The organism is Streptomyces sp. NPDC036822, assembly GCF_055609145.1.
Window position 1 is genome coordinate 136,009 of record NZ_JBVJPY010000001.1, and the last position, 19,796, is coordinate 155,804.

At 72.4% G+C, this 19,796-nt stretch carries 16 protein-coding genes; 5 read left to right on the forward strand and 11 right to left on the reverse strand.

Annotation, left to right across the window (positions count from 1 at the left end; translation table 11 throughout):
- Positions 1-39: 39 nt before the first annotated feature.
- The 6 genes from whiA to ACZ68P_RS00710 form a co-directional block, all read right to left on the reverse strand.
- Positions 40-1,029, reverse strand: coding sequence for a DNA-binding protein WhiA (whiA, locus tag ACZ68P_RS00685; RefSeq protein WP_365715207.1), 990 nt, complete (start codon positions 1,027-1,029; stop codon positions 40-42).
- Positions 1,020-2,042: a gluconeogenesis factor YvcK family protein gene (locus ACZ68P_RS00690; RefSeq protein ID WP_471000504.1), complete on the reverse strand. Its 1,023-nt coding sequence runs from the start codon at positions 2,040-2,042 to the stop codon at positions 1,020-1,022. The genes whiA and ACZ68P_RS00690 overlap by 10 nt, the downstream gene beginning before the upstream one ends.
- A complete protein-coding gene (gene rapZ, locus ACZ68P_RS00695; RefSeq protein ID WP_365715205.1) occupies positions 2,039-2,944 on the reverse strand; it encodes an RNase adapter RapZ in 906 nt (301 codons plus the stop codon). Before rapZ ends, ACZ68P_RS00690 begins: the two co-directional genes overlap by 4 nt.
- A gap of 95 nt (positions 2,945-3,039) precedes the next feature.
- Positions 3,040-5,148: an excinuclease ABC subunit UvrC gene (uvrC, locus tag ACZ68P_RS00700; protein WP_471000507.1), complete on the reverse strand. Its 2,109-nt coding sequence runs from the start codon at positions 5,146-5,148 to the stop codon at positions 3,040-3,042.
- Between the two features lie 111 nt (positions 5,149-5,259).
- Positions 5,260-6,144 carry a hypothetical protein gene (locus ACZ68P_RS00705; protein ID WP_471000510.1) on the reverse strand — a complete coding sequence of 295 codons (885 nt, stop codon included), beginning with the start codon at positions 6,142-6,144 and terminating at the stop codon, positions 5,260-5,262.
- A gap of 5 nt (positions 6,145-6,149) precedes the next feature.
- Entirely contained in the window at positions 6,150-6,776 is a 627-nt protein-coding gene (locus tag ACZ68P_RS00710; protein WP_471000512.1) for a papain-like cysteine protease family protein, read from the reverse strand.
- A 245-nt stretch (positions 6,777-7,021) separates the two neighbouring features.
- On the opposite strand from ACZ68P_RS00710, the gene ACZ68P_RS00715 reads away from it, so the two are divergent.
- The gene (locus ACZ68P_RS00715) at positions 7,022-7,951 is read left to right on the forward strand and encodes a hypothetical protein (protein ID WP_471000514.1); all 930 of its coding nucleotides are present in this window, start codon (positions 7,022-7,024) and stop codon (positions 7,949-7,951) included.
- 55 nt (positions 7,952-8,006) lie between these two features.
- Here the strand turns inward: ACZ68P_RS00715 and ACZ68P_RS00720 are convergent, their stop codons facing one another.
- Positions 8,007-8,432 carry a Rieske (2Fe-2S) protein gene (locus tag ACZ68P_RS00720; RefSeq protein ID WP_471000517.1) on the reverse strand — a complete coding sequence of 142 codons (426 nt, stop codon included), beginning with the start codon at positions 8,430-8,432 and terminating at the stop codon, positions 8,007-8,009.
- Between the two features lie 163 nt (positions 8,433-8,595).
- Here ACZ68P_RS00720 and ACZ68P_RS00725 point away from each other — a divergent pair, with 163 nt between their 5' ends.
- Entirely contained in the window at positions 8,596-9,492 is an 897-nt protein-coding gene (locus ACZ68P_RS00725) for a carbohydrate kinase family protein (protein ID WP_471000520.1), read from the forward strand.
- A gap of 133 nt (positions 9,493-9,625) precedes the next feature.
- Here the strand turns inward: ACZ68P_RS00725 and uvrA are convergent, their stop codons facing one another.
- Positions 9,626-12,631: an excinuclease ABC subunit UvrA gene (gene uvrA / locus ACZ68P_RS00730; RefSeq protein WP_471000523.1), complete on the reverse strand. Its 3,006-nt coding sequence runs from the start codon at positions 12,629-12,631 to the stop codon at positions 9,626-9,628.
- 195 nt (positions 12,632-12,826) lie between these two features.
- Between uvrA and ACZ68P_RS00735 the strand changes: the two genes are divergently transcribed.
- The 3 genes from ACZ68P_RS00735 to ACZ68P_RS00745 all read left to right on the forward strand — a co-directional run bounded on the left by ACZ68P_RS00735 (position 12,827) and on the right by ACZ68P_RS00745 (position 15,628).
- Positions 12,827-13,516, forward strand: a complete 690-nt coding sequence (locus ACZ68P_RS00735; protein WP_471000526.1) for a maleylpyruvate isomerase family mycothiol-dependent enzyme — start codon at positions 12,827-12,829, stop codon at positions 13,514-13,516.
- A 35-nt stretch (positions 13,517-13,551) separates the two neighbouring features.
- Positions 13,552-14,208 carry an MBL fold metallo-hydrolase gene (locus ACZ68P_RS00740; RefSeq protein WP_471000529.1) on the forward strand — a complete coding sequence of 219 codons (657 nt, stop codon included), beginning with the start codon at positions 13,552-13,554 and terminating at the stop codon, positions 14,206-14,208.
- Between the two features lie 139 nt (positions 14,209-14,347).
- Positions 14,348-15,628, forward strand: coding sequence for an MFS transporter (locus ACZ68P_RS00745; RefSeq protein WP_471002348.1), 1,281 nt, complete (start codon positions 14,348-14,350; stop codon positions 15,626-15,628).
- Positions 15,629-15,792: 164 nt separating this feature from the next.
- Here the strand turns inward: ACZ68P_RS00745 and ACZ68P_RS00750 are convergent, their stop codons facing one another.
- From ACZ68P_RS00750 to ACZ68P_RS00760, 3 genes are all read right to left on the reverse strand, one after another.
- Positions 15,793-16,788, reverse strand: a complete 996-nt coding sequence (locus tag ACZ68P_RS00750; RefSeq protein WP_471000533.1) for a TerC family protein — start codon at positions 16,786-16,788, stop codon at positions 15,793-15,795.
- A gap of 230 nt (positions 16,789-17,018) precedes the next feature.
- Complete coding sequence (locus ACZ68P_RS00755) at positions 17,019-19,001, reverse strand: TerD family protein (protein ID WP_471000536.1); 1,983 nt, start codon at positions 18,999-19,001, stop codon at positions 17,019-17,021.
- A 114-nt stretch (positions 19,002-19,115) separates the two neighbouring features.
- Positions 19,116-19,694, reverse strand: coding sequence for a TerD family protein (locus tag ACZ68P_RS00760; protein ID WP_215065185.1), 579 nt, complete (start codon positions 19,692-19,694; stop codon positions 19,116-19,118).
- Between the last annotated feature and the right edge of the window lie 102 nt (positions 19,695-19,796).

A 19,796-nucleotide genomic window follows, 5' to 3' on the forward strand; every position in this document is an offset into this window, starting at 1 on the left:
GAAATGCACCGGCAGCGGCGAGTTGGGCGGAGCGGAAGATCAGCCGACGAGGCTGTCGTCCAACTCCTCCGACAGGTTGGACTCCGTTCCCGGGATGCCCAGGTCCTGGGCCCGCTTGTCGGCCATGGCGAGCAGCCGGCGGATCCGGCCCGCGACGGCGTCCTTGGTCAGCGGCGGATCGGCGAGCGCACCCAGCTCCTCCAGGGAGGCCTGCTTGTGCTCCATGCGCAGCCGGCCGGCGGCGGCGAGGTGCTCGGGCACCTCCTCGCCGAGGATCTCCAGGGCCCGCTGGACCCGGGCACCGGCGGCGACCGCCGCGCGGGCCGAGCGGCGCAGGTTGGCGTCGTCGAAGTTGGCCAGGCGATTGGCGGTGGCGCGGACCTCGCGGCGCATCCGCCGCTCCTCCCAGGCCAGCACCGACTCGTGCGCGCCGAGCCGGGTCAGCAGGGCGCCGATGGCGTCCCCGTCGCGGACGACCACCCGGTCCACGCCGCGCACCTCACGCGCCTTCGCGGCGATGGACAGCCGGCGCGCCGCTCCCACGAGGGCGAGCGCGGCCTCCGGGCCCGGGCAGGTCACCTCCAGGGAGGAGGAGCGTCCCGGCTCGGTCAGCGAGCCGTGGGCGAGGAACGCGCCGCGCCAGGCGGCCTCGGCATCGCAGGTGGCGCCGGAGACGACCTGCGGGGGCAGGCCCCGGATCGGGCGGCCGCGGCCGTCGACCAAGCCGGTCTGCCGCGCCAGCTGGTCGCCGCCCGCCACCACGCGTACGACGTACCGGGAGCCGCGCCTCAGTCCTCCGGGAGCCATCACGATCAGCTCGGAGCTGTGGCCGAAGATCTCCAGGATGTCCCGCTTGAGGCGCCGGGCCGCCATGGCCGTGTCCAGCTCCGCCTCGATCACGATCCGCCCGCTCACCAGGTGCAGGCCGCCGGCGAACCGCAGGATCGACGAGACCTCTGCCTTCCTGCAGCAGGTCCGGGTGACGGGGAGCCGGGAGATCTCGTCCTTCACCGCTGCCGTCATCGCCATGGGCCGATCCTTCCATGCATCCGAAAAATACGGTCGTACGCGGCGGCCAACAGCTCCGGGTCGTGCTTCGGGAGACCGTCGGCCCGGGCGACCGGCGCCAGCTCGACCGCGGCGCCGAGCCGCTTGGCGGCGTCGGACAGGGACTCGCGGTCGGGCACGGCGGCCTCGTCGGCCAGCACCACGTCCAGGGCGAGTTTAGGGGCGTGTCGTCCCAAAACCTCCAAATGACGCTGCGGAGAGAACCCCTCGGTTTCTCCCGGTTGCGGTGCGAGGTTGAGCGAGAGGACACGCCGGGCCTTGGTGACGACCAGGGCGTCGAGCAGCTCGGGCACGAGCAGGTGCGGGATCACCGAGGAGAACCAGGAACCGGGGCCCAGGACCACCCAGTCGGCGTCGAGGACCGCGGCGACGGCCTCGGGGACGGCGGGCGGGTCGTGCGGGAGGAGGTGCACGGACTGCACCTCGCCCGGCGTGAGCGCCACCGTCGCCTGGCCGCGGACCGTGTCCACGTCGTCCGGGCGTGTCGGATCGTGTCCCTTGACCAGGGCCTGGAGCTCCAGCGGCACGGCGGACATGGGCAGCACCCGGCCGTGCGCGCCGAGCAGCCTGCCCACCAGGTCCAGGGCCTGGACGTGGTCGCCCAGCTGCTCCCAGAGGGCCACGATCAGCAGGTTGCCGACCGCGTGCTCGTGCAGGTCGCCCTTGGAGGAGAAGCGGTGCTGGATGACCCGGGCCCAGGTCTGGCCCCAGTCGTCGTCACCGCACAGCGCGGCGAGCGCCTTGCGCAGGTCCCCCGGCGGCAGCACGCCCAGCTCCTCCCGGAGCCGGCCGCTGGAGCCGCCGTCGTCGGCGACGGTGACCACGGCGGTGAGGTCACCGGTGATCCGGCGCAGGGCGGCGAGGGAGGCCGACAGGCCCATGCCGCCGCCCAGCGCGACGACCTTGGGCTGGGCGCCGCGCCTGCGGAGCGTACGCACCGAGAGGGTGGACGTACGCCGGCGGTACGGCTTCACTCGCGCCCCATGTCCCGGTGGACGACGACGGTCTCGACCCCTTCCGCGGCGAGGCGGGCGGCGAGCTTCTCGGACGTGGCGACGGAGCGGTGCTTGCCCCCGGTGCAGCCGACGGCGATGGTCACGTACCGCTTGCCCTCGCGGCGGTAGCCCGCGGCGATCAGCTGGAGCAGCTCGGTGTAGCGGTCGAGGAACTCCTTGGCGCCGGGCTGGTTGAAGACGTAAGCCGACACCTCCTCGTTGAGGCCGGAGAAGGGCCGCAGCTCGGGGACCCAGTGCGGGTTGGGCAGGAAGCGCATGTCGACGACGAGGTCGGCGTCGACGGGCAGTCCGTACTTGAATCCGAAGGACATGACGGTGGCCCGCAGCTCCGGCTCCTCGTCGCCGGCGAACTGGGCGTCCATCTTGGCCCGCAGCTCGTGGACGTTGAGGCTGGAGGTGTCGATCACCAGGTCGGCGTCGCCGCGCAGCTCGCGCAGCAGGTCGCGCTCGGCGGCGATGCCGTCGGTGATCCGGCCGTCGCCCTGGAGCGGGTGCGGCCTGCGGACCGACTCGAAGCGCCTCACCAGGGCCTCGTCGGAGGATTCCAGGAAGACGATCCGCCGGGTGACCTGCTGGGCGTCGAGGGCGGCCAGGGACTCCCGCAGGGCGTCGAAGAACTGCCGGCCGCGGACGTCGACGACGACGGCGATCCGGGCGACGTTGCCCTGGGAACGTGCGCCGAGCTCCACCATGGTGGGGATCAGCGCGGGCGGCAGGTTGTCGACGACGAACCAGCCGAGGTCCTCCAGGCACTTCGCCGCGGTGGACCGGCCGGCGCCGGACATGCCGGAGATGATCACCAGCTCGGGGATGGCCGCGTCGGCGGTGCTGTCGCCGTTGGCCTCCGTGCCCGTACTCATGTGTCCTGCTCCGTCTTCTCGCTGATGCCGTTCGTGCTCTTCAAGCCGGTCCTGCTCGTGGTGCCGGTCCTGCCCGTCGTGCCTGTCCTGCCCGGTCATGCGGTGCTGCCCCCGTCGTCTTCCATGATCTCTCCTGTTGCCGTGTTCACGGCGGGTGCGGCCGGGGCCGCCTGGGCGAGGGCCACCGTCACGGCCTCGGCCGTCTTGCGGCCCATGCCGGGGACCTCGCAGATCTGCTCGATTGTCGCCTGTCGGAGCCGCTTCACCGAACCGAAATGCTTGATCAGCGCCTGTTTGCGCGTGTCTCCGAGACCGGGGACGGCGTCCAGGGGGCTGGTCCTGATGCGCTTGTTCCGCTTCGAGCGCTGGTAGCGGATGGCGAAGTCGTGAGCCGTGTCACGTACCCGCTGAAGGAGGTACAGACCCTCACTGGAGCGGGGCAGCACGACCGGGTCGTCGTCGCCGGGCAGCCAGACCTCCTCGAGGCGCTTGGCGAGGCCGCAGACGGCGATGTCGTCGATGCCGAGCTCGTCGAGGGCCCGCCGGGCGGCGGCCACCTGCGGCTGCCCTCCGTCGACCACGACGAGCTGCGGGGGATACGCGAACCGCTTGGGCCGCCCGTCGTCGGCGGGCACCTCCCCGGAACGGGACAGACCGCCGGCCGGGGCCACGCCGTCGACGGCCGCGAAGGCGCCGGGGGTGCCGGGGGACGCTCCGGCCGGGGCCGCGCCGTCGACGGCGGCGGCCGCGGCCTCCGCCGCCTCGGTGTCGTCGACGCCCTCGGGCCCCCACTCCCCCGTCTTCTCCTTCTCGGCGAGGTAGCGCTTGAAGCGGCGGCTGATCACCTCGTGCATCGAGCGGACGTCGTCCTGGCCCTCGAAGCCCTTGATCTGGAAGCGGCGGTACTCGCTCTTGCGGGGCAGGCCGTCCTCGAAGACGACCATGGAGGCCACGACGTCGTCGCCCTGGAGGTGAGAGATGTCGAAGCACTCGATCCGCAGCGGGGCCGAGTCCAGGTCCAGCGCCTCGGCGATCTCCTCCAGGGCGCGCGAGCGCGTGGTCAGGTCGCTGGCGCGCTTGGTCTTGTGCAGCACGAGGGCCTGCTGGGCGTTGCGCGCGACCGTCTCCATCAGGTCCTTCTTGTCCCCGCGCTGCGGGACGCGCAGGGAGACGGCCGAGCCGCGGCGCTCGGAGAGCCACTGGCCGACGGCTTCCAGGTCCTCGGGGAGGGCCGGGACGAGGACCTCCTTGGGGACGGCGTCGCCGCTCTCCTCGCCGTACAGCTGCTGGATCGCGTGCTCGACGAGACCGGCCGTGGAGACGGCCTCGACCTTGTCCGTGACCCAGCCCCGCTGGCCGCGGACCCGTCCGCCGCGGACGTGGAAGATCTGGACGGCGGCCTCCAGCTCGTCCTCCGCGAGCGCGATCAGGTCGGCGTCGGTGGCGTCGGCGAGGACGACGGCGTTCTTCTCCATGGCCCGGCGCAGGGCCTCTATGTCGTCGCGGAGCCGGGCCGCCCTCTCGTACTCCATCTCCTCGGCCGCCGCCGTCATCTGCTTCTCCAGGCGGCGGATGTACGTGCCGGTGCGGCCGGCCATGAAGTCGCTGAACTCCTCGGCCAGGTCCCGGTGTTCCTCGGGGGTGACCCGGCCCACGCAGGGGGCGGAGCACTTGCCGATGTAGCCGAGGAGGCAGGGGCGCCCGGCGGAGGCGGCGTTGCGGAAGACGCCGGCCGAGCACGTGCGGACGGGGAAGACGCGGAGCATCAGGTCGACGGTCTCGCGGATGGCCCACGCGTGCGCGTACGGCCCGAAGTAGCGCACGCCCTTCTTCTTGTGGCCGCGCATGACCTGGACGCGGGGGAACTCCTCGTCGAGCGTGACCGCGAGGTACGGATAGCTCTTGTCGTCCCGGTACTTCACGTTGAACCGCGGGTCGTACTCCTTGATCCAGGAGTACTCCAGCTGGAGCGCCTCGACCTCGGTCGAGACGACGGTCCACTCGACGGAGGCGGCCGTGGTGACCATCGTGGCCGTGCGCGGGTGCAGGCTCGCCAGCGGCTGGAAGTAGTTCGCCAGCCGCTGGCGCAGGGACTTGGCCTTGCCGACGTAGATCACCCGGTGGTGCTCGTCGCGGAATTTGTAGACCCCGGGCGAGTCGGGGATCTGTCCCGGCCTGGGGCGGTAGCTGGAGGGGTCGGCCATGGTCCCCACCCTACTGGCGGGAACTGACAGTCCGGGTGTCCGTCCCATGACGTCCGGGTGCCCCGCCGGGCCGTCGCGGGGAGGCGGCCGGCCCGGCGGGGCGGTGGCGTGTCAGGAGGCGTGTCCCGGCGCGCCGGGTGCCCTCCGGCGACGCCGGGCCGCCACCGTCAGGAAGCCCAGCGCAAGGACGGCGCCCACGCCCGCTGTGGCGGAGAGGACGGGAGTCGACGGCCCCTCGGGGGCGGGGCTGCCGGGTGGGCGGAGGGCGCCGGAGGCGAGGGAGGCATCGGAGACGAGGGAGGCGCCAGGGGCGAGAGGGGCCGCGTCGGCGCCGGGGGCGGCGTCACCGTCCGAGGCTCCGTAGCCGCCGGCGGCGCCCTTGCGGGCGTAGCCGGAGCCGGGCAGCTTGTCGCCGTACGCGTCGGCGACCCGCTGCCGGTACGCGGCCAGGCTCGTCCCCGCCGAGCCGATGGCGCGCACGGCGTCCTCGTCCAGCGGGGTCACCGTCGCGCCCCGGTGGACGTACCACGCGTCGATCTGCGGCTCGCGGAAGACCGTCCCGCCCGGCAGCGCCCGGGCTCCCCGCGCGGCGTAGCGGATCTCGTCGTCTCCGGTGGCGATGTTCACCACCTGCCAGCCGCCCGGGCGTCGGACGGTCCACAGGGAGGCCGTCTGCCCGTCCGAGGCGACGGCCTTGCTCGCGTGGAACTCGACCCGGGCCACCGGCGCGCCCGCCTTCCCCGCGACGAACTCCGGTGAGAGGACCCGCACCGGGACGGAGGCGCCATCGATGCGGGGGCGCGCCTCGGAGCGGGCGAGGGCGCCGTCCCGGGCGAAGAACCGGGAGAGCGTGTCGAGGGTGGCCGGCGCGGAGGCCGCCTTCTCCGGGGTGGCCGCCGTCGGCGGGATCTCGGAGGCGGCGGCGGGAACCGCGCCGAGGGCGACGAGGGCGACGGCGGTGAACAGACCGGCGCTCGCGGCACGTACGTGGGTCATGGTCGTCACGCCCCTATCCGGTAGAGCGAGTGGGTCCAGGAGAAGGAGCCGTTGTCGACGTACCAGGCGTGCGAGGCCCAGTTGTAGCGGTCGCTGGAGGGCCAGGGGTCGCCCCAGTAGACCCAGCTGTTCGCGTCGTCGTAGCCGTACACCACGTGCATGTGGCCGCCGCCGCTCGACCACTGGATCCGCGTCTCGATCGGGCGGCCGGCGTTGATCTCGGTCTGCACGGTCGGGTAGCGCAGCCAGCCGGTGACGTACGAGCCGGGGTTGACGCCCGCCCAGCGCAGTCCGGTCTGGACGTTGCCGAGGGTGGCCTGGTTGTTGGGGCAGTCGTAGCCCTGCTGCCGGTTGAAGGCGGCGTTGCAGAACTGGTTCTGGGTGTACGAGCGGCCGAACCAGGTGGCGATGGTGTTGCCGCCGGCGGCCCAGCACCAGTTCGTCTTCTGCTGCGCCTGCATGGTGATGTTCAGCCGCTGGGAAGCGAGAGCCGAGGGGCCGTCGGCCACGGGCCCGGCGGAGGCGGCGGTGGTGGTCGCCGTGGCGGCGGAGGCTGCGGAGGCGGTGGTGCCGGCGGGGATGAGGAAGAGGGCGGCGGCGGCGAGTGCCGCGAAGGACAGCTTTCTTTGCATCGCGTTCCTCCCGGGGCGGGAAGTGTGGGGATGTGGGGGTGTGGGGGGTGGAGGAGCGCGTCCGGACGCTGGTGAGGAGCATCGAGCGTTGTCGGGAGCCGGTCAACGCGCTTCAATGCGGGGTGACGGCGGCCTGTGAACGGTGTGACCCGGGTGTGAACAGGTGCCCATGTGCCACCTGCGGTCCCGCCATCGGCGGCGCGGCGGCCCGCCGTCCCGTCGTGAATGTTCACTGAGGAGTCCCCATGGGGCACACCGAGGCCGATCTGGTGCAGTTGCTGCACACCGGACCGTTCCACCTGGCGCTGCGCACGGCGCTCGCGGTGCGCGGGCTGCCGCTCCAGCGGGTCCAGCACCATCTCGCCCACCGGGGGATCAAGGTCGGCGTGACCAGTCTCAGTTACTGGCAGCAGGGCGCCCGGCGGCCGCAGCGGCCGGCGTCGATGAAGGCGGTCCGCGCCCTCGAGGAGGTGCTCCAGCTGCCGGGCGACTCGCTCATCCGCCTGCTGACCGGGGACGCGGCGGCGCGCGGTGCCGTGGACCGGCCGGCGGCCCGTACGTACCGCTCGCTGGTGGAGGCGTCGGGCGCCGTCGAGGAGCTGATCGCCGCACTCGAGTCGCCGGTGGACGGCGGCCTGCACACGGTCGGCCACCAGGAGCGGGTCCGCATCGGGGCGGAGCGGCAGCTGCTGGGACGCGCGTCGCAGCATGTGGTGCGGGCGCACCGGGACGGGGTCGACCGCTACCTGGCGATCCATCACGGGGATCCGGGCTGCGACCCCGCGCGGGTGGAGGTGCGCGCCGTCGAGAACTGCAGGACGGGGCGGGTCCGGTGGCACCGCGAGGCGGGGGTGCTGGTCGCGGAGCTGCTGTTCGACACACGGCTGCGGGCCGGGGACACGTATCTCTTCGGGTACGGCTTCGAGGACGGGACGGCGGGTCCGAGCGGGGAGTACGTCCGGGGGTTCTCGTTCGCGGGCGGGCAGTACGTGCTCCAGGTCGGGTTCGACGAGGCGGCGCTGCCCGTGCGCTGCCGGCGCTTCACCCAGGCGTCGGCCGGCGCGCCGCGCGGTGGCCGCTCTCCGCTCACACTGAGCGGGCGCCACCGCACCGTGCACCTGGTGGAGCAGGGGGTACGGCCGGGGATTATCGGCATCGACTGGGACTGGGCGTGAGGGGCGCGCGCCGGCGGGCACAGGGCCCCGGCGAGGCCGCCCTCGTCCCCGGGGCTCAGGCCTCCGGGCCCGCGACCAGCTTGCCGTTCTCGACCCGGACGGGGACCGCGGGGAGCGGGACGGTGGCCGGGCCCTGGAGGGCCTTGCCGGTGGTGACGTCGAAGCGGCTGCCGTGGCAGGGGCAGTTGCCCTCGTTGTCCTCGATCTTGTCCAGGACGCAGCCGGCATGGGTGCACTGGGCGCTGAACGCCTTGTACCGGCCCTCGGCCGGGCAGCTCACCAGCACCCGCTGCTCGCGGTAGAGCTTCGCCCCGCCGACGGGCACCTCCTCCGGGGCGCCGAGGACGACCGGCGCGGTCGGGGTCGGGACCTGGGCGTGACCGAGCTTGGACTCGGTGGAGCAGGCGGTGACACCCAGCCCGGCGGCGCCGGCCAGGGCCGCGCCCTTCAGTACGGTGCGGCGGGCGGACTGGCCGGGCATGAGCGCTCCACGGTCGGATCGGGGCAGGACGTGACCGAACCGACGATACCGGCGTGCCTCCGGGAACCCGCGCGGGGGCCGGGCGGGCGGGCGGCTTGCCCGGGCTTCGCTGCCGCGGGGTCGGGGGCTGTGCCGTCCGTCGGGCATGGGTTACGTTCACGGCGTGATCGTCGTCGCCGGTGAATCCCTGATCGACCTGGTCCCGGACGGGGCCGCCACCCCGCCATCGCCGCTGGCGCCGCTGGTGCCCAGGCCTGGCGGCGGCCCGTACAACACCGCCGTGGCGCTGGGCCGGCTCGGCGCAGACGTGGCCTTCTGCTCGCGGGTCTCCACGGACGCCTTCGGCGAGGCCCTGGTGGGCGGGCTGCGGGCGGCGGGAGTCTCGGACGTGCTCGTCCAGCGGGGCCCCGAGCCGACGACCCTGGCGGTCGCCACGCTGGGTGCGGACGGCTCGGCCCGGTACGGCTTCTATGTCGAGGGCACGGCCGACCGGCTCTTCGCCCTCCCCGATCGCCTCCCGGAGGGCGTGCGCGCCCTGGCGTTCGGTACCTGTTCGCTGGCACTGGAGCCGGGTGCGAGCGCGTACGAGGCGCTGCTGCGGCGCGAGTCGCGCCGGGGCGCTCTCACGCTCCTCGACCCGAACATCCGGCCCGGGCTCATCCCGGGCGGGGCGGCCTACCGCGAGCGTTTCGCGGGCTGGCTGCCGTACGTCTCCCTGCTGAAGCTCTCGGAGGAGGACGCGTCCTGGCTGGGCGGCACCCCGGCCGAGTGGCTCGCGCGGGGCCCGTCGGCCGTGGTCCTGACCCGGGGCGCGGAGGGGATGACGGTCGTCACTCCGTCGTTCGAGGTGTCGGTGCCGGCGGTCCGGACGGGTGTCGTGGACACGATCGGCGCGGGCGACACGGTGAACGCGGCGCTCCTGCACGGCCTGGCGGGCCGCCCGGTCGCCTCACTGGACGCCGGCGCCTGGAGCGGCCTTCTGACGTACGCGGCGAGGGCGGCGGCCCTGACCTGCACGCGCGCCGGGGCGGAGCCGCCGTACGCGCACGAACTCGACTGAGGCCGTGACGGGGGTCTCCCCCGCGTCACGGCCTCAGCGTGCCCGCCGCTCCACACGGCCGATCGTCACGGCCCCTCGTGGAGGCCGCCACTCGGCACGGCCCGTCGTCGGGCCGTTCGTCGCGGCCCCGGGCTCACGCCTTGCGGGCGCGGCTCGCCGTCTTCTTGGCGGTGGCCTTCTTCGCCGGTGCGGCCGTCTTCCTGGCGGGCGCCTTGGCCGTGGCCTTCTTCGCGGCCGCCTTCTTCACGGTCCCGGACCCGCTCCGGGCCGCCGGGACGGTCGCGTCGCTGATCCGGTCCGCGCCGAGGATCTCGCGGAGGAACTTGCCGGTGTGGCTCGCGGGAACCGACGCGACCTCCTCCGGCGTGCCCTCGGCGACGACCAGACCGCCTCCGCTGCCGCCCTCGGGGCCCATGTCGACGACCCAGTCCGCGGTCTTGATGACATCGAGGTTGTGCTCGATGACGATCACGGAGTTGCCCTTGTCGACGAGACCCGAGAGGACCTTGATCAGCTTCGAGATGTCCTCGAAGTGCAGACCGGTCGTCGGCTCGTCCAGGACGTAGACCGTGCGGCCGGTCGAGCGCTTCTGGAGCTCGGAGGCGAGCTTGACGCGCTGGGCCTCACCACCGGAGAGCGTCGGCGCGGACTGTCCGAGGCGGACGTAGCCGAGCCCCACCTCATTGAGCGTGCGCAGGTGGCGGGCGATCGTCGGGACGGCCTCGAAGAAGTCCAGCGCCTCCTCGATCGGCATGTCCAGGACCTCGGCGATGGACTTGCCCTTGTAGTGGACCTCCAGGGTCTCCCGGTTGTACCGGGCGCCGTGGCAGACCTCGCACGGGACGTAGACGTCCGGGAGGAAGTTCATCTCGATCTTGATCGTGCCGTCGCCGGAGCAGTTCTCGCAGCGGCCGCCCTTGACGTTGAAGGAGAACCGGCCGGGCAGATAGCCGCGGACCTTGGCCTCCATCGTCTCGGCGAAGAGCCTGCGGACGTGGTCGAAGACGCCGGTGTAGGTCGCCGGGTTCGACCGCGGAGTGCGGCCGATCGGCGACTGGTCGACGTGGACGACCTTGTCGACCAGGTCGTCCCCGTCGACGCGGGTGTGGCGCCCGGGGACCGACTTGGCGCCGTTCAGCTCGCGCGCCAGGTGGGTGTAGAGGATGTCGTTGACCAGGGTCGACTTGCCGGATCCGGAGACACCGGTGACGGCCGTGAGGACGCCCAGGGGGAAGGAGACGTCGATGTCCTGGAGGTTGTTCTCGCGGGCGCCGTGCACGGTGAGCCGGCGCGAGGGATCCACGGGGCGGCGGATGTCCGGCGTCCCGATGGCCCTGCGGCCCGAGAGATACTGCCCGGTCATCGACTCCTCGTTGGCGAGCAGCTCGGCGAGGGGGCCCGAGTGCACGACCTTGCCGCCGTGCTCACCGGCGCCGGGGCCGATGTCGACGACCCAGTCGGCGACCTTGATCGTGTCCTCGTCGTGCTCGACCACGATGAGCGTGTTGCCCATGTCCCGCAGCCGGACCAGGGTCTCGATGAGCCGGTGGTTGTCGCGCTGGTGCAGTCCGATCGACGGCTCGTCGAGGACGTACAGCACGCCGACCAGGCCCGAGCCGATCTGGGTGGCGAGCCGGATGCGCTGGGCCTCGCCGCCGGAGAGCGTGCCGGCGGCGCGGTTGAGGGAGAGGTAGTCCAGGCCGACGTCGACCAGGAAGCGCAGCCGTTCGTTGACCTCCTTCAGGACCCTCTCGGCGATCTTCTTGTCGCGGGCGTTGAGCGTGAGGCGGCCCAGGAAGTCGGCGCAGTCGCTGATCGACATCGCGGAGACCTCGGCGATGGACCGGTCCATGACCGTGACCGCGAGGACGATCGGCTTGAGGCGGGTGCCCTCACAGGTGGGGCAGGGCACCTCGCGCATGTAGCCCTCGAAGCGCTCCCGGCTGGAGTCGCTCTCGGCCTCGCTGTGCCGCCGCTTGACGAAGGAGACGGCACCCTCGAAGGCGGGGGTGGTGTACGCCCGCTCCCGTCCGTAACGGTTGCGGTAGCGGACCTCGACCTGGGTCTTGTGGCCGTGCATCAGGGCCTTCTTGGCCCGCTGCGGGAGTCCGGCGTACGGGATGTCCGTCCGGAAGCCGAGCGCCTGGGAGAGGCCGCCGATGAGCCGGCCGAAGTACTCCTTGGTGTGGCCGTGGGACCAGGGGTGGATGGCTCCCTCGTCCAGGGACTTGTCCGGGTCCGGGACGATCAGCTCGGGGTCGACCTCCATGCGGGTGCCGATGCCGGTGCAGTCGGGGCAGGCGCCGAAGGGCGAGTTGAAGGAGAAGGACCGCGGCTCCAGCTCCTCGAAGGACAGGTCGTCGTACGGGCAGTAGAGGTGCTCCGAGAACATCCGCTCGCGCTCGGGGTCGTCCTCGGGGAGGTCGACGAAGTCGAGCACGACCATGCCGCCGGAGAGTCCGAGCGCCGTCTCGACGGAGTCCGTGAGCCGCCGCTTGGCGCCGTCCTTGACGGTGAGGCGGTCGACGACGACCTCGATCGTGTGCTTCTCCTGCTTCTTCAGCGTCGGCGGCTCGCTCAGCTGTACGGTCACGCCGTCGACCCGGGCCCGGCTGTAGCCCTTGGTCTGGAGGTCGGCGAAGAGGTCGACGAACTCTCCCTTGCGCTCCCGCACGAGGGGCGAGAGCACCTGGAAGCGGCTGCCCTCGGGCAGCTCGAGGACCCGGTCGACGATGGCCTGCGGTGACTGCCGCGAGATCGGCCGGCGGCACTCGGGACAGTGCGGCTTGCCGATGCGCGCGAAGAGGAGCCGGAGGTAGTCGTAGACCTCGGTGATGGTGCCGACCGTGGAGCGCGGGTTGCGCGAGGTCGACTTCTGGTCGATGGAGACGGCGGGCGAGAGACCCTCGATGAAGTCGACGTCCGGCTTGTCCATCTGGCCGAGAAACTGCCGGGCGTACGACGAGAGCGACTCGACGTACCGGCGCTGACCCTCGGCGAAGATCGTGTCGAACGCGAGGGAGGACTTGCCCGACCCGGAGAGCCCGGTGAAGACGATGAGGGAGTCACGCGGGAGGTCGAGCGAGACGTTCTTGAGGTTGTGCTCGCGAGCGCCACGAACGATGAGACGGTCGGCCACGCCGGTCCGCACCTTTCTTGAGAGAGCGGAGGCACAGGGAGGAAGGTCGCAGGATGTCGATGTGCCTGAATGTGCCTGCATACCCAACAACCAAGGATGCCGGATGCTTCCACCGAGCTTATAGCACGCACATTCGATTTCCGGCCGCGCTCCGACCGCTTCACCCGAACGAGTGGCGGCGCTAGGGTCGGCGGCATGATCGACCACGCGCGTGACCTGGCCTCTGCACGCCAGGCGACCGACCGACTCCTCACCGCGGCCGCCTCATGGGACAACGCGGCGGTGGCCCAGCCGTCACGGCTTCCCGGCTGGAGCCGTGGCCACCTCCTCGCCCACCTCGCCCGCAACGCCGACGCCCTGGTGAACGTTCTCCGGGGCCGGCCCATGTACGTCTCCGCCGAGGCCCGCGACGCCGACATCGCGCGCGACGCCGGCCGCTCCCTCGCCGAACAGCTCGCCGACGTCCGCGCGAGCGCCGAGCGCTTCGACGCCGTGGGGAACGAGCCCGCCGACTGGGAGCGGACCGTGGAGCTCCGCAACGGCGTCACCGACAGCGCCGCGCGGATCCCCTTCCGCCGCTGGGTGGAGGTCGCCCTGCACCACGTCGACCTCGGGGTCGGCTACGAGCTGGAGGACCTGCCGGAGGAGTTCGTCCAGCGGGAGATCGACTTCCTCACGGAGCGGTTCGCGGGCCACAAGGACGTGCCGGCGACCGCCGTCCGGGACGAGGGCGGGCGGGAGTGGTCGACCGGCGGCGGCGCCCCGGGCGGACCGGTGACCGTCTCGGGTCCCGCGCCCGACCTGCTCGGCTGGCTGGCCGGACGCCGGGACGGCTCGGCCCTGAAGGCCGAGGGCGGACCGCTGCCGCAGCTGCCCCCGTTGTGACCCCCGCCGTCGGGGCCCGGCGATAGGCTGCACCCATGACGTACAGCGGAGCGGTGAAGGTCGGCGGACCGGCGGACGTGCACGAGCTGACGGACCTGATGATCTCCAAGGTCGCGGTCGGCCCGATGGACAACAACGCCTATCTGCTGCGCTGCCGGGCCACCGGCGAGCAGCTGCTGATCGACGCGGCCAACGACGCCGCGACCCTGCTGACGCTGATCGGTGACGACGGCATCGCCTCCGTCGTCACCACCCACCAGCACGGAGACCACTGGCAGGCGCTGGCCGCCGTGGTCGCCGCGACCGGCGCCCGGACGTACGCCGGGGCGTACGACGCCGACGGCATCCCGGTCCCCACCGAGGTGCGGGTCGAGGACGGTGACACGATCCGGGTCGGGCGCGTCGAGCTGACCGCCCGGCACCTCGTCGGGCACACCCCCGGCTCGATCGTCCTCGTCTACGACGACCCGCACGGCCATCCGCACGTCTTCACCGGCGACTGCCTCTTCCCCGGCGGGGTGGGCAACACCTGGAAGGACCCGGAGGCATTCGCCAGCCTCTTCCACGACGTGCGGACCAAGCTCTTCGACGCGCTGCCCGACGAGACGTGGGTCTACCCCGGCCACGGCAGGGACACCACCCTCGGCGACGAGCGACCGCATCTCGAGGTGTGGCGCGAGCGCGGCTGGTAGCGGCCGCTCCGGAGCCGCGAGGACCGGCGCACGCCGTCGTGCCGGGCGCTTCCGCACGCCCCCGTAACCCACGCGCACGCCGGGTAGTTGGCGCGGCATGCACGACAGTCACTCCCCGCGTCCGCCGTCCGCACCCTCCATGGCGCGGCTCGCCGCCGCGTCCCTCGTCGGCACGGCCATCGAGTTCTTCGACTTCTTCGTCTACGGAACGGCCGCCGCGCTCGTCCTCGGACCGCTCTTCTTCCCGACGTTCTCCCCTCTCGCCGGGACCCTGGCCGCCTTCGGCACCTTCGCCGTGGGTTTCGTCGCCCGGCCCCTGGGCTCCGCGCTCTTCGGCCACATCGGCGACCGCTACGGGCGGCGCCCGGTCATGTTCGCCTCCCTGGTGCTGACCGGCTGCGCCACGGTCGCCGTCGGCTGTGTCCCCACGTACGCGACCCTCGGCATCACCGCCCCCGTCCTCCTGCTCGTCCTGCGCTTCCTGCAAGGGCTCGGCCTGGGCGGTGAGTGGGGCGGAGCGGTGCTGCTGACCGCCGAGCACGCGCCGGAGCGGCGGCGCGCACTGTGGGCCAGCTTTCCCCAGATCGGCCCCCCGGTGGGCTTCCTGCTGGCCAACGGCGTGATGCTGGCCCTCTCCGCCGGGCTGACCGACGCGCAGTTCCGCGAGTGGGGCTGGCGGGTGCCCTTCTGGGCGGCCGGGCTGCTCGCGGCGGGCGGTCTCCTGCTGCGCTCCTCGCTGGCGGAGACCCCCCAGTTCGAGGAGATGAGCGTGGCGGGGAGGCGGGCGACCGCTCCCCTGGCGGAGGTGGCGCGCGACCACTGGCGCCTGGTGCTCCTGACCGCGGGCGCTCTCGCCGTCGGGTACGCCGTCTTCTACACGGTCTCCACCTGGGCCCTCGCCTACGGCACCGAGCGGCTGGGGGTCGACCGCACGGTGATGCTGGTCTGCGTCATGGGGGCGGTGGCGATCAGCGGCGTCGTGACGCCCTTCGTGGCGGTCCTCGGCGACCGCCACGGCCGGCGGCCCCTGTGCCTGCTGGGGTGCGCGGCCTCGGCGGTCTGGATGTTCCCCATGGTGGCCCTGCTGCACACCGCCCGGCCGGTGCTGATGTTCCTCGGATTCACCGGCGCGCTGCTGGCGTTCATCACCATGTTCGCGGTGATCGCCGCGTACCTCCCGGAGCTGTACGAGCCGAGGGTGCGGTGCACGGGCGCCGCGGTCGGCTACAACCTCGCCGGTGTCCTCGGCGGGGCGCTGACACCGATCGTGGCCACGGCCGCCTCGACCGGTCCGGGCGCGCCGTGGGGCGTGGCGGCCTATCTCACGGTGGTGGCGCTGGTGAGCCTGGGCTGTTTCGCGCTGTTGCCCGAGACGCTGCCGGCCCGGCAGGAGGAGGCCGCGAAGAAGGTGCCGGTCTAGGGAGTGTCCGGAGCGGGTGCACGCCGGGGGCCGGTCGGGCAGGGTCCCGGGCGAAGACGCGCCGCGGCCGGCGGGGGCGGTGGTGTGCCGCCCGCGCCGGCCGCGGTGCTGTCTCCTGCTGCTGCCCGGCCCTGCCGGGCTCTTCGAGCCGTGCCCGGAGAGGGTCAGGCCTCGACGCTGTCCTTCTCGGTCTCGCCCGCCTCGGCCGCCTCGCGCTGGGCCTGCTTCTTGGAGGCGATCAGGCTGGTGATCGTGGTGATGATCAGGACGCCACAGATGACCGCCAGCGAGAACGGGATGGAGATCTCGGGGACGTGCACCCCGGACTCGTGCAGTGCGTGCAGCACCAGCTTCACACCGATGAAGCCGAGGATCACCGACAGGCCGTAACTGAGGTGGACCAGCTTTTTCAGCAGGCCGCCGATCAGGAAGTACAGCTGCCGCAGACCCATCAGGGCGAAGGCGTTGGCGGTGAAGACGATGTACGGGTCCTGCGTCAGACCGAAGATCGCGGGGATCGAGTCGAGCGCGAAGAGGATGTCGGTGGTGCCGATGGCCAGCATGACGATCATCAGCGGGGTCAGGACCCGCTTGCCGTTGACCCGGATGAAGAGCTTCGTGCCGTGGTACTTGTCCGCGACGCCGAACCTCTTCTCGACGGACTTGAGGAGACGGTTCTCCTCCCAGTCGTCCTCGTCCTCGTCGGCGCGTGCCTCCTGGATGAGTTTCCAGGCGGTGTAGATCAGGAACGCGCCGAAGATGTAGAAGACCCAGGAGAAGCTGGCGATGATCGTGGCGCCTGCGGCGATGAAGATCGCGCGGAGCACCAGGGCGATCAGCACACCCACGAGCAGCACGCGCTGCTGGAGGTGGGAGGGCACCGCGAACTTCGCCATGATCAGCACAAAGACGAAGAGGTTGTCGACGCTGAGCGACTTCTCGGTGATGAAGCCCGCGAAGAACTCGCCCGCGGCCTGGCTGTTGCCGAAGACCAGCAGGCCGAGTCCGAAGAGCACGGCCAGGATGATCCAGACGATGGTCCAGATTCCGGCTTCCTTGACCGACACGTCATGGGGCTTGCGCCCGATGAGGAAGTCGATCCCGATCAGTGCGGTGAGACCGAGAATGGTCAGCACCCAAAGAGTCATCGAAACGTCCACTGCGCCTCCGGCGTCGTACGGCTACTGATCAGCGTCGTCGCTGCCGGAGGTCTCTTCCACCCGGGCCGTGCGGGACGGTCCGGGCCGACGCCCCGGGATCAGACCGCACAGGATCTGTCCGTATTGACGGGAACGCCGCACATGGGGAGTACTCCCCTCCGCACCATGAAGACTACCCGAAAGACCAAGAGAAGGTAAAGGGCAGGGTAAGGAGACCCCAAGGCGGCAGGTCAGCGGCCCCACTGCCGGCGGGCGTCGGCGACCTGCGCGAGGACCGTCCGGAGCACCTGGCTGCCGTGCGGGACCTGCGGCGGCTCGTACGTCCAGGCGTGGCCGACCCAGGGATCGGCGAGGTGGTCGTCGGCCACCGGAGTGATGCGCAGCAGCGAGCGCCACAGCGGGTCGAGGACCGGGCCGTACGCCGAGGCCTCCTCGCGGTCGGCGACCATCAGCAGATGGACGCCGACGGCGGGGCCCTCGTCCGCGAGGTAGCGCAGCTGGGTGACCGCCCGGTCGTCGAAGCCATGGGGGAAGTCATGGACGATCAGCAGCTGCTCGGCGGTGTCCATGCCGGGCGGCAGCGCGTCGGGGGCGCCGGCCCGGACCGCCATCTGCACCAGGTCGACCCGCTCGGTGAGCCGGGCGAGGACGGCGCCGACCCCGGCGGCCCCGGCGGCCGGGGGACCCGCGAGGACGCCCGCCTCGACCAGGGGGGCGAGCGACGCGGCTCCCGAGCCGGCCGGGTCGATGACATGGACGGTGAACTCGCCCGAGGGATACACGGCGAGGAGCCGGGCGGCGTGGGCGACGGCGGTGTCCATGGCGAGGCGGCGCAGCTCGGCCTCGTCGAGCAGGTTGGCGGCCTCGGAGTGGCCGCGTCCGCTGTCCACCCACAGCCCGCGTTCCAGCGGGAGGCGGACCAGCATGGGGATGCGCAGACCGGTGCGCTCGGGGAGGTGGAGGTCGCCGAGGCGCACGGCCATCGGCACCTCCATGGGCACGCGGTAGGCGTGCCAGACGGGGTTGTCCCAGCGGGCGAAGGCGGCCGGCAGCGCCGGTTCGACGACCTCGGCCTCCGCCGACAGCTGGTCGAGATCGCGGTCCAGGGCCTCCTGGGCGCGGGCGGTCAGCTCGTCGTGCCGGGCGCGGGCCGCCTCGCGGGCGGCGTCCCCCGCGCCGCCGATGCGGCTGCGGGGGTCGGACAGGGCCCGGTCCAACTCCTGGTCGAGGCGGGACTCGGCGAAGTCGCACGCGCTGCGGTAGGCGGCGGTGGCCCGGGCCAGGTCCTCGAACATGCCCCACACCTGGTTGTAGAGCCGCTCCTCCATGGACCAGCCGGTGGCGTCCCCGGCGACGGGAACGGGCGGGGCGGGCCGCGGGTCCGGGGCCGCGGCCTGGCGCCGGGGATGGGCGTAGCTGATGCCCCCGCCGGTCGCGGGGCCGGAGGAGCCGCCGGGAGGGGCGGAGGAGGCGTCGAGCGACGCGGACGCGGTGGCCGTCGGGGGCGGGACCGGCGTGCCGGGCGCTCCCGGTGCGGCGGTGGGGGCCGGCTGGGGCGCCACCGGCAGCGTCGGGGCCGCGTCGGAGGCCGTCACCGGTGAGGAGTGGCGCACCCGCTCGGCGTCGGGGACGCGCGGCGGCGGGGCGGAGACCGACCGGGCCATGCCCCGGGAGACGGCGTCCAGGATCGACGCGGCGAGTTCGGAGGGCCGCTCCACGCCCTGGTCGCCGAGCATGGCCGCGAGGCCGCCTTCGTACCCCTGGCCGATGGCGCGGACCTTCCAGGAGTCCTGGCGGCGGTACAGCTCCAGGGCGACGACCGCGGACTCCCGGTCGAGGCCGGTGAGGGTGAAGCTGGCGATCTCGCCGCCGTCGAGACCGGTGACCGCGACGAAGGGCGCCGCGACGGCGCCGAAGCGGGACGGCCCGCCGACGCCGACGGGCAGCGCCAGCAGGACCGAGACCCGGTGCACGGGGTGCGGCAGCGCTTCCAGGTCGACGGCGAGACGGTGGTCGGCGGCGGCCTGCTGGGAGACCTCGATGCCGGGCAGCGAGGGCGAGCCCGGATGGGCGATCCACTCGACACCGCCCACCCTGCCCCGTTCGTCGCCGAGGGTCGCTCCGGCGATGACCGGATGCCCGGCCGACACCCGGATCTCCAGTCGGGTGTGGGGCAGGGGGTGGTTCTGCCCGCGGACCAGCTCGGCCGTCATCGACTCTGTCCCCTCAGCATCTTTCCGTGCGGATCATGTGGGAGCGGATCATGTGGGACAGCTCCCGGCGGCCTGGTGCCTCCGGGAGCTGTGAGTGCGCCTGCGGGTGCCGGACTACAGGTGCGGCAGGATCGCGGGCATGAGGTCCTGGAACGTACGGCCGTTGGCCGGGTTCCCCAGGGCCGTCATCTGCCAGCCGGAACCGGCCCGGTGCACCTTCGCCATGATCTGCGCGGTGTACTGGCCGCCGCCGTCCAGGGTGTAGCGCGCGAGCTCCTGGCCGTTGGTCTCGTCGACGATCCGGCAGAAGGCGTTCTGCACCTCCTGGAACGTCTGGCCGGTGAAGGAGTTCACCGTGAAGACGATCTGGTCGATGTGGACGGGGACGCGCTGGAGGTCGACCAGGATCGACTCGTCGTCGCCGCCCTGCCCGGCGCCACCCACCAGGTTGTCACCGGTGTGGCGGACCGAGCCGTCGTCGCTGACCAGATGACGGAAGAAGACCACGTCGACCGGCTGCTTGTCCGCGAAGAGCACCGCGGAGGCGTCCAGGTCGACCTCCCGGGTGCGCGAGCCGAACAGCCCACGGCGCGGCGCCGCCTGCCAGCCGAGCCCCATCCGTACCGAGGTAAGGGTGCCCCCGCCCTGCTTCTCCAGGCTGATGGCCTGACCCTTGGTCATGTTGACCGTCACGCGCTGTCCCCTCTCGTTGCGATCCCCGCGGCCGTCTCTGCTGTGCGTGCGGTTGTCCAGCACCCTACGCAGGGGGACTGACAGCGCAGCAGACGCGGTCCG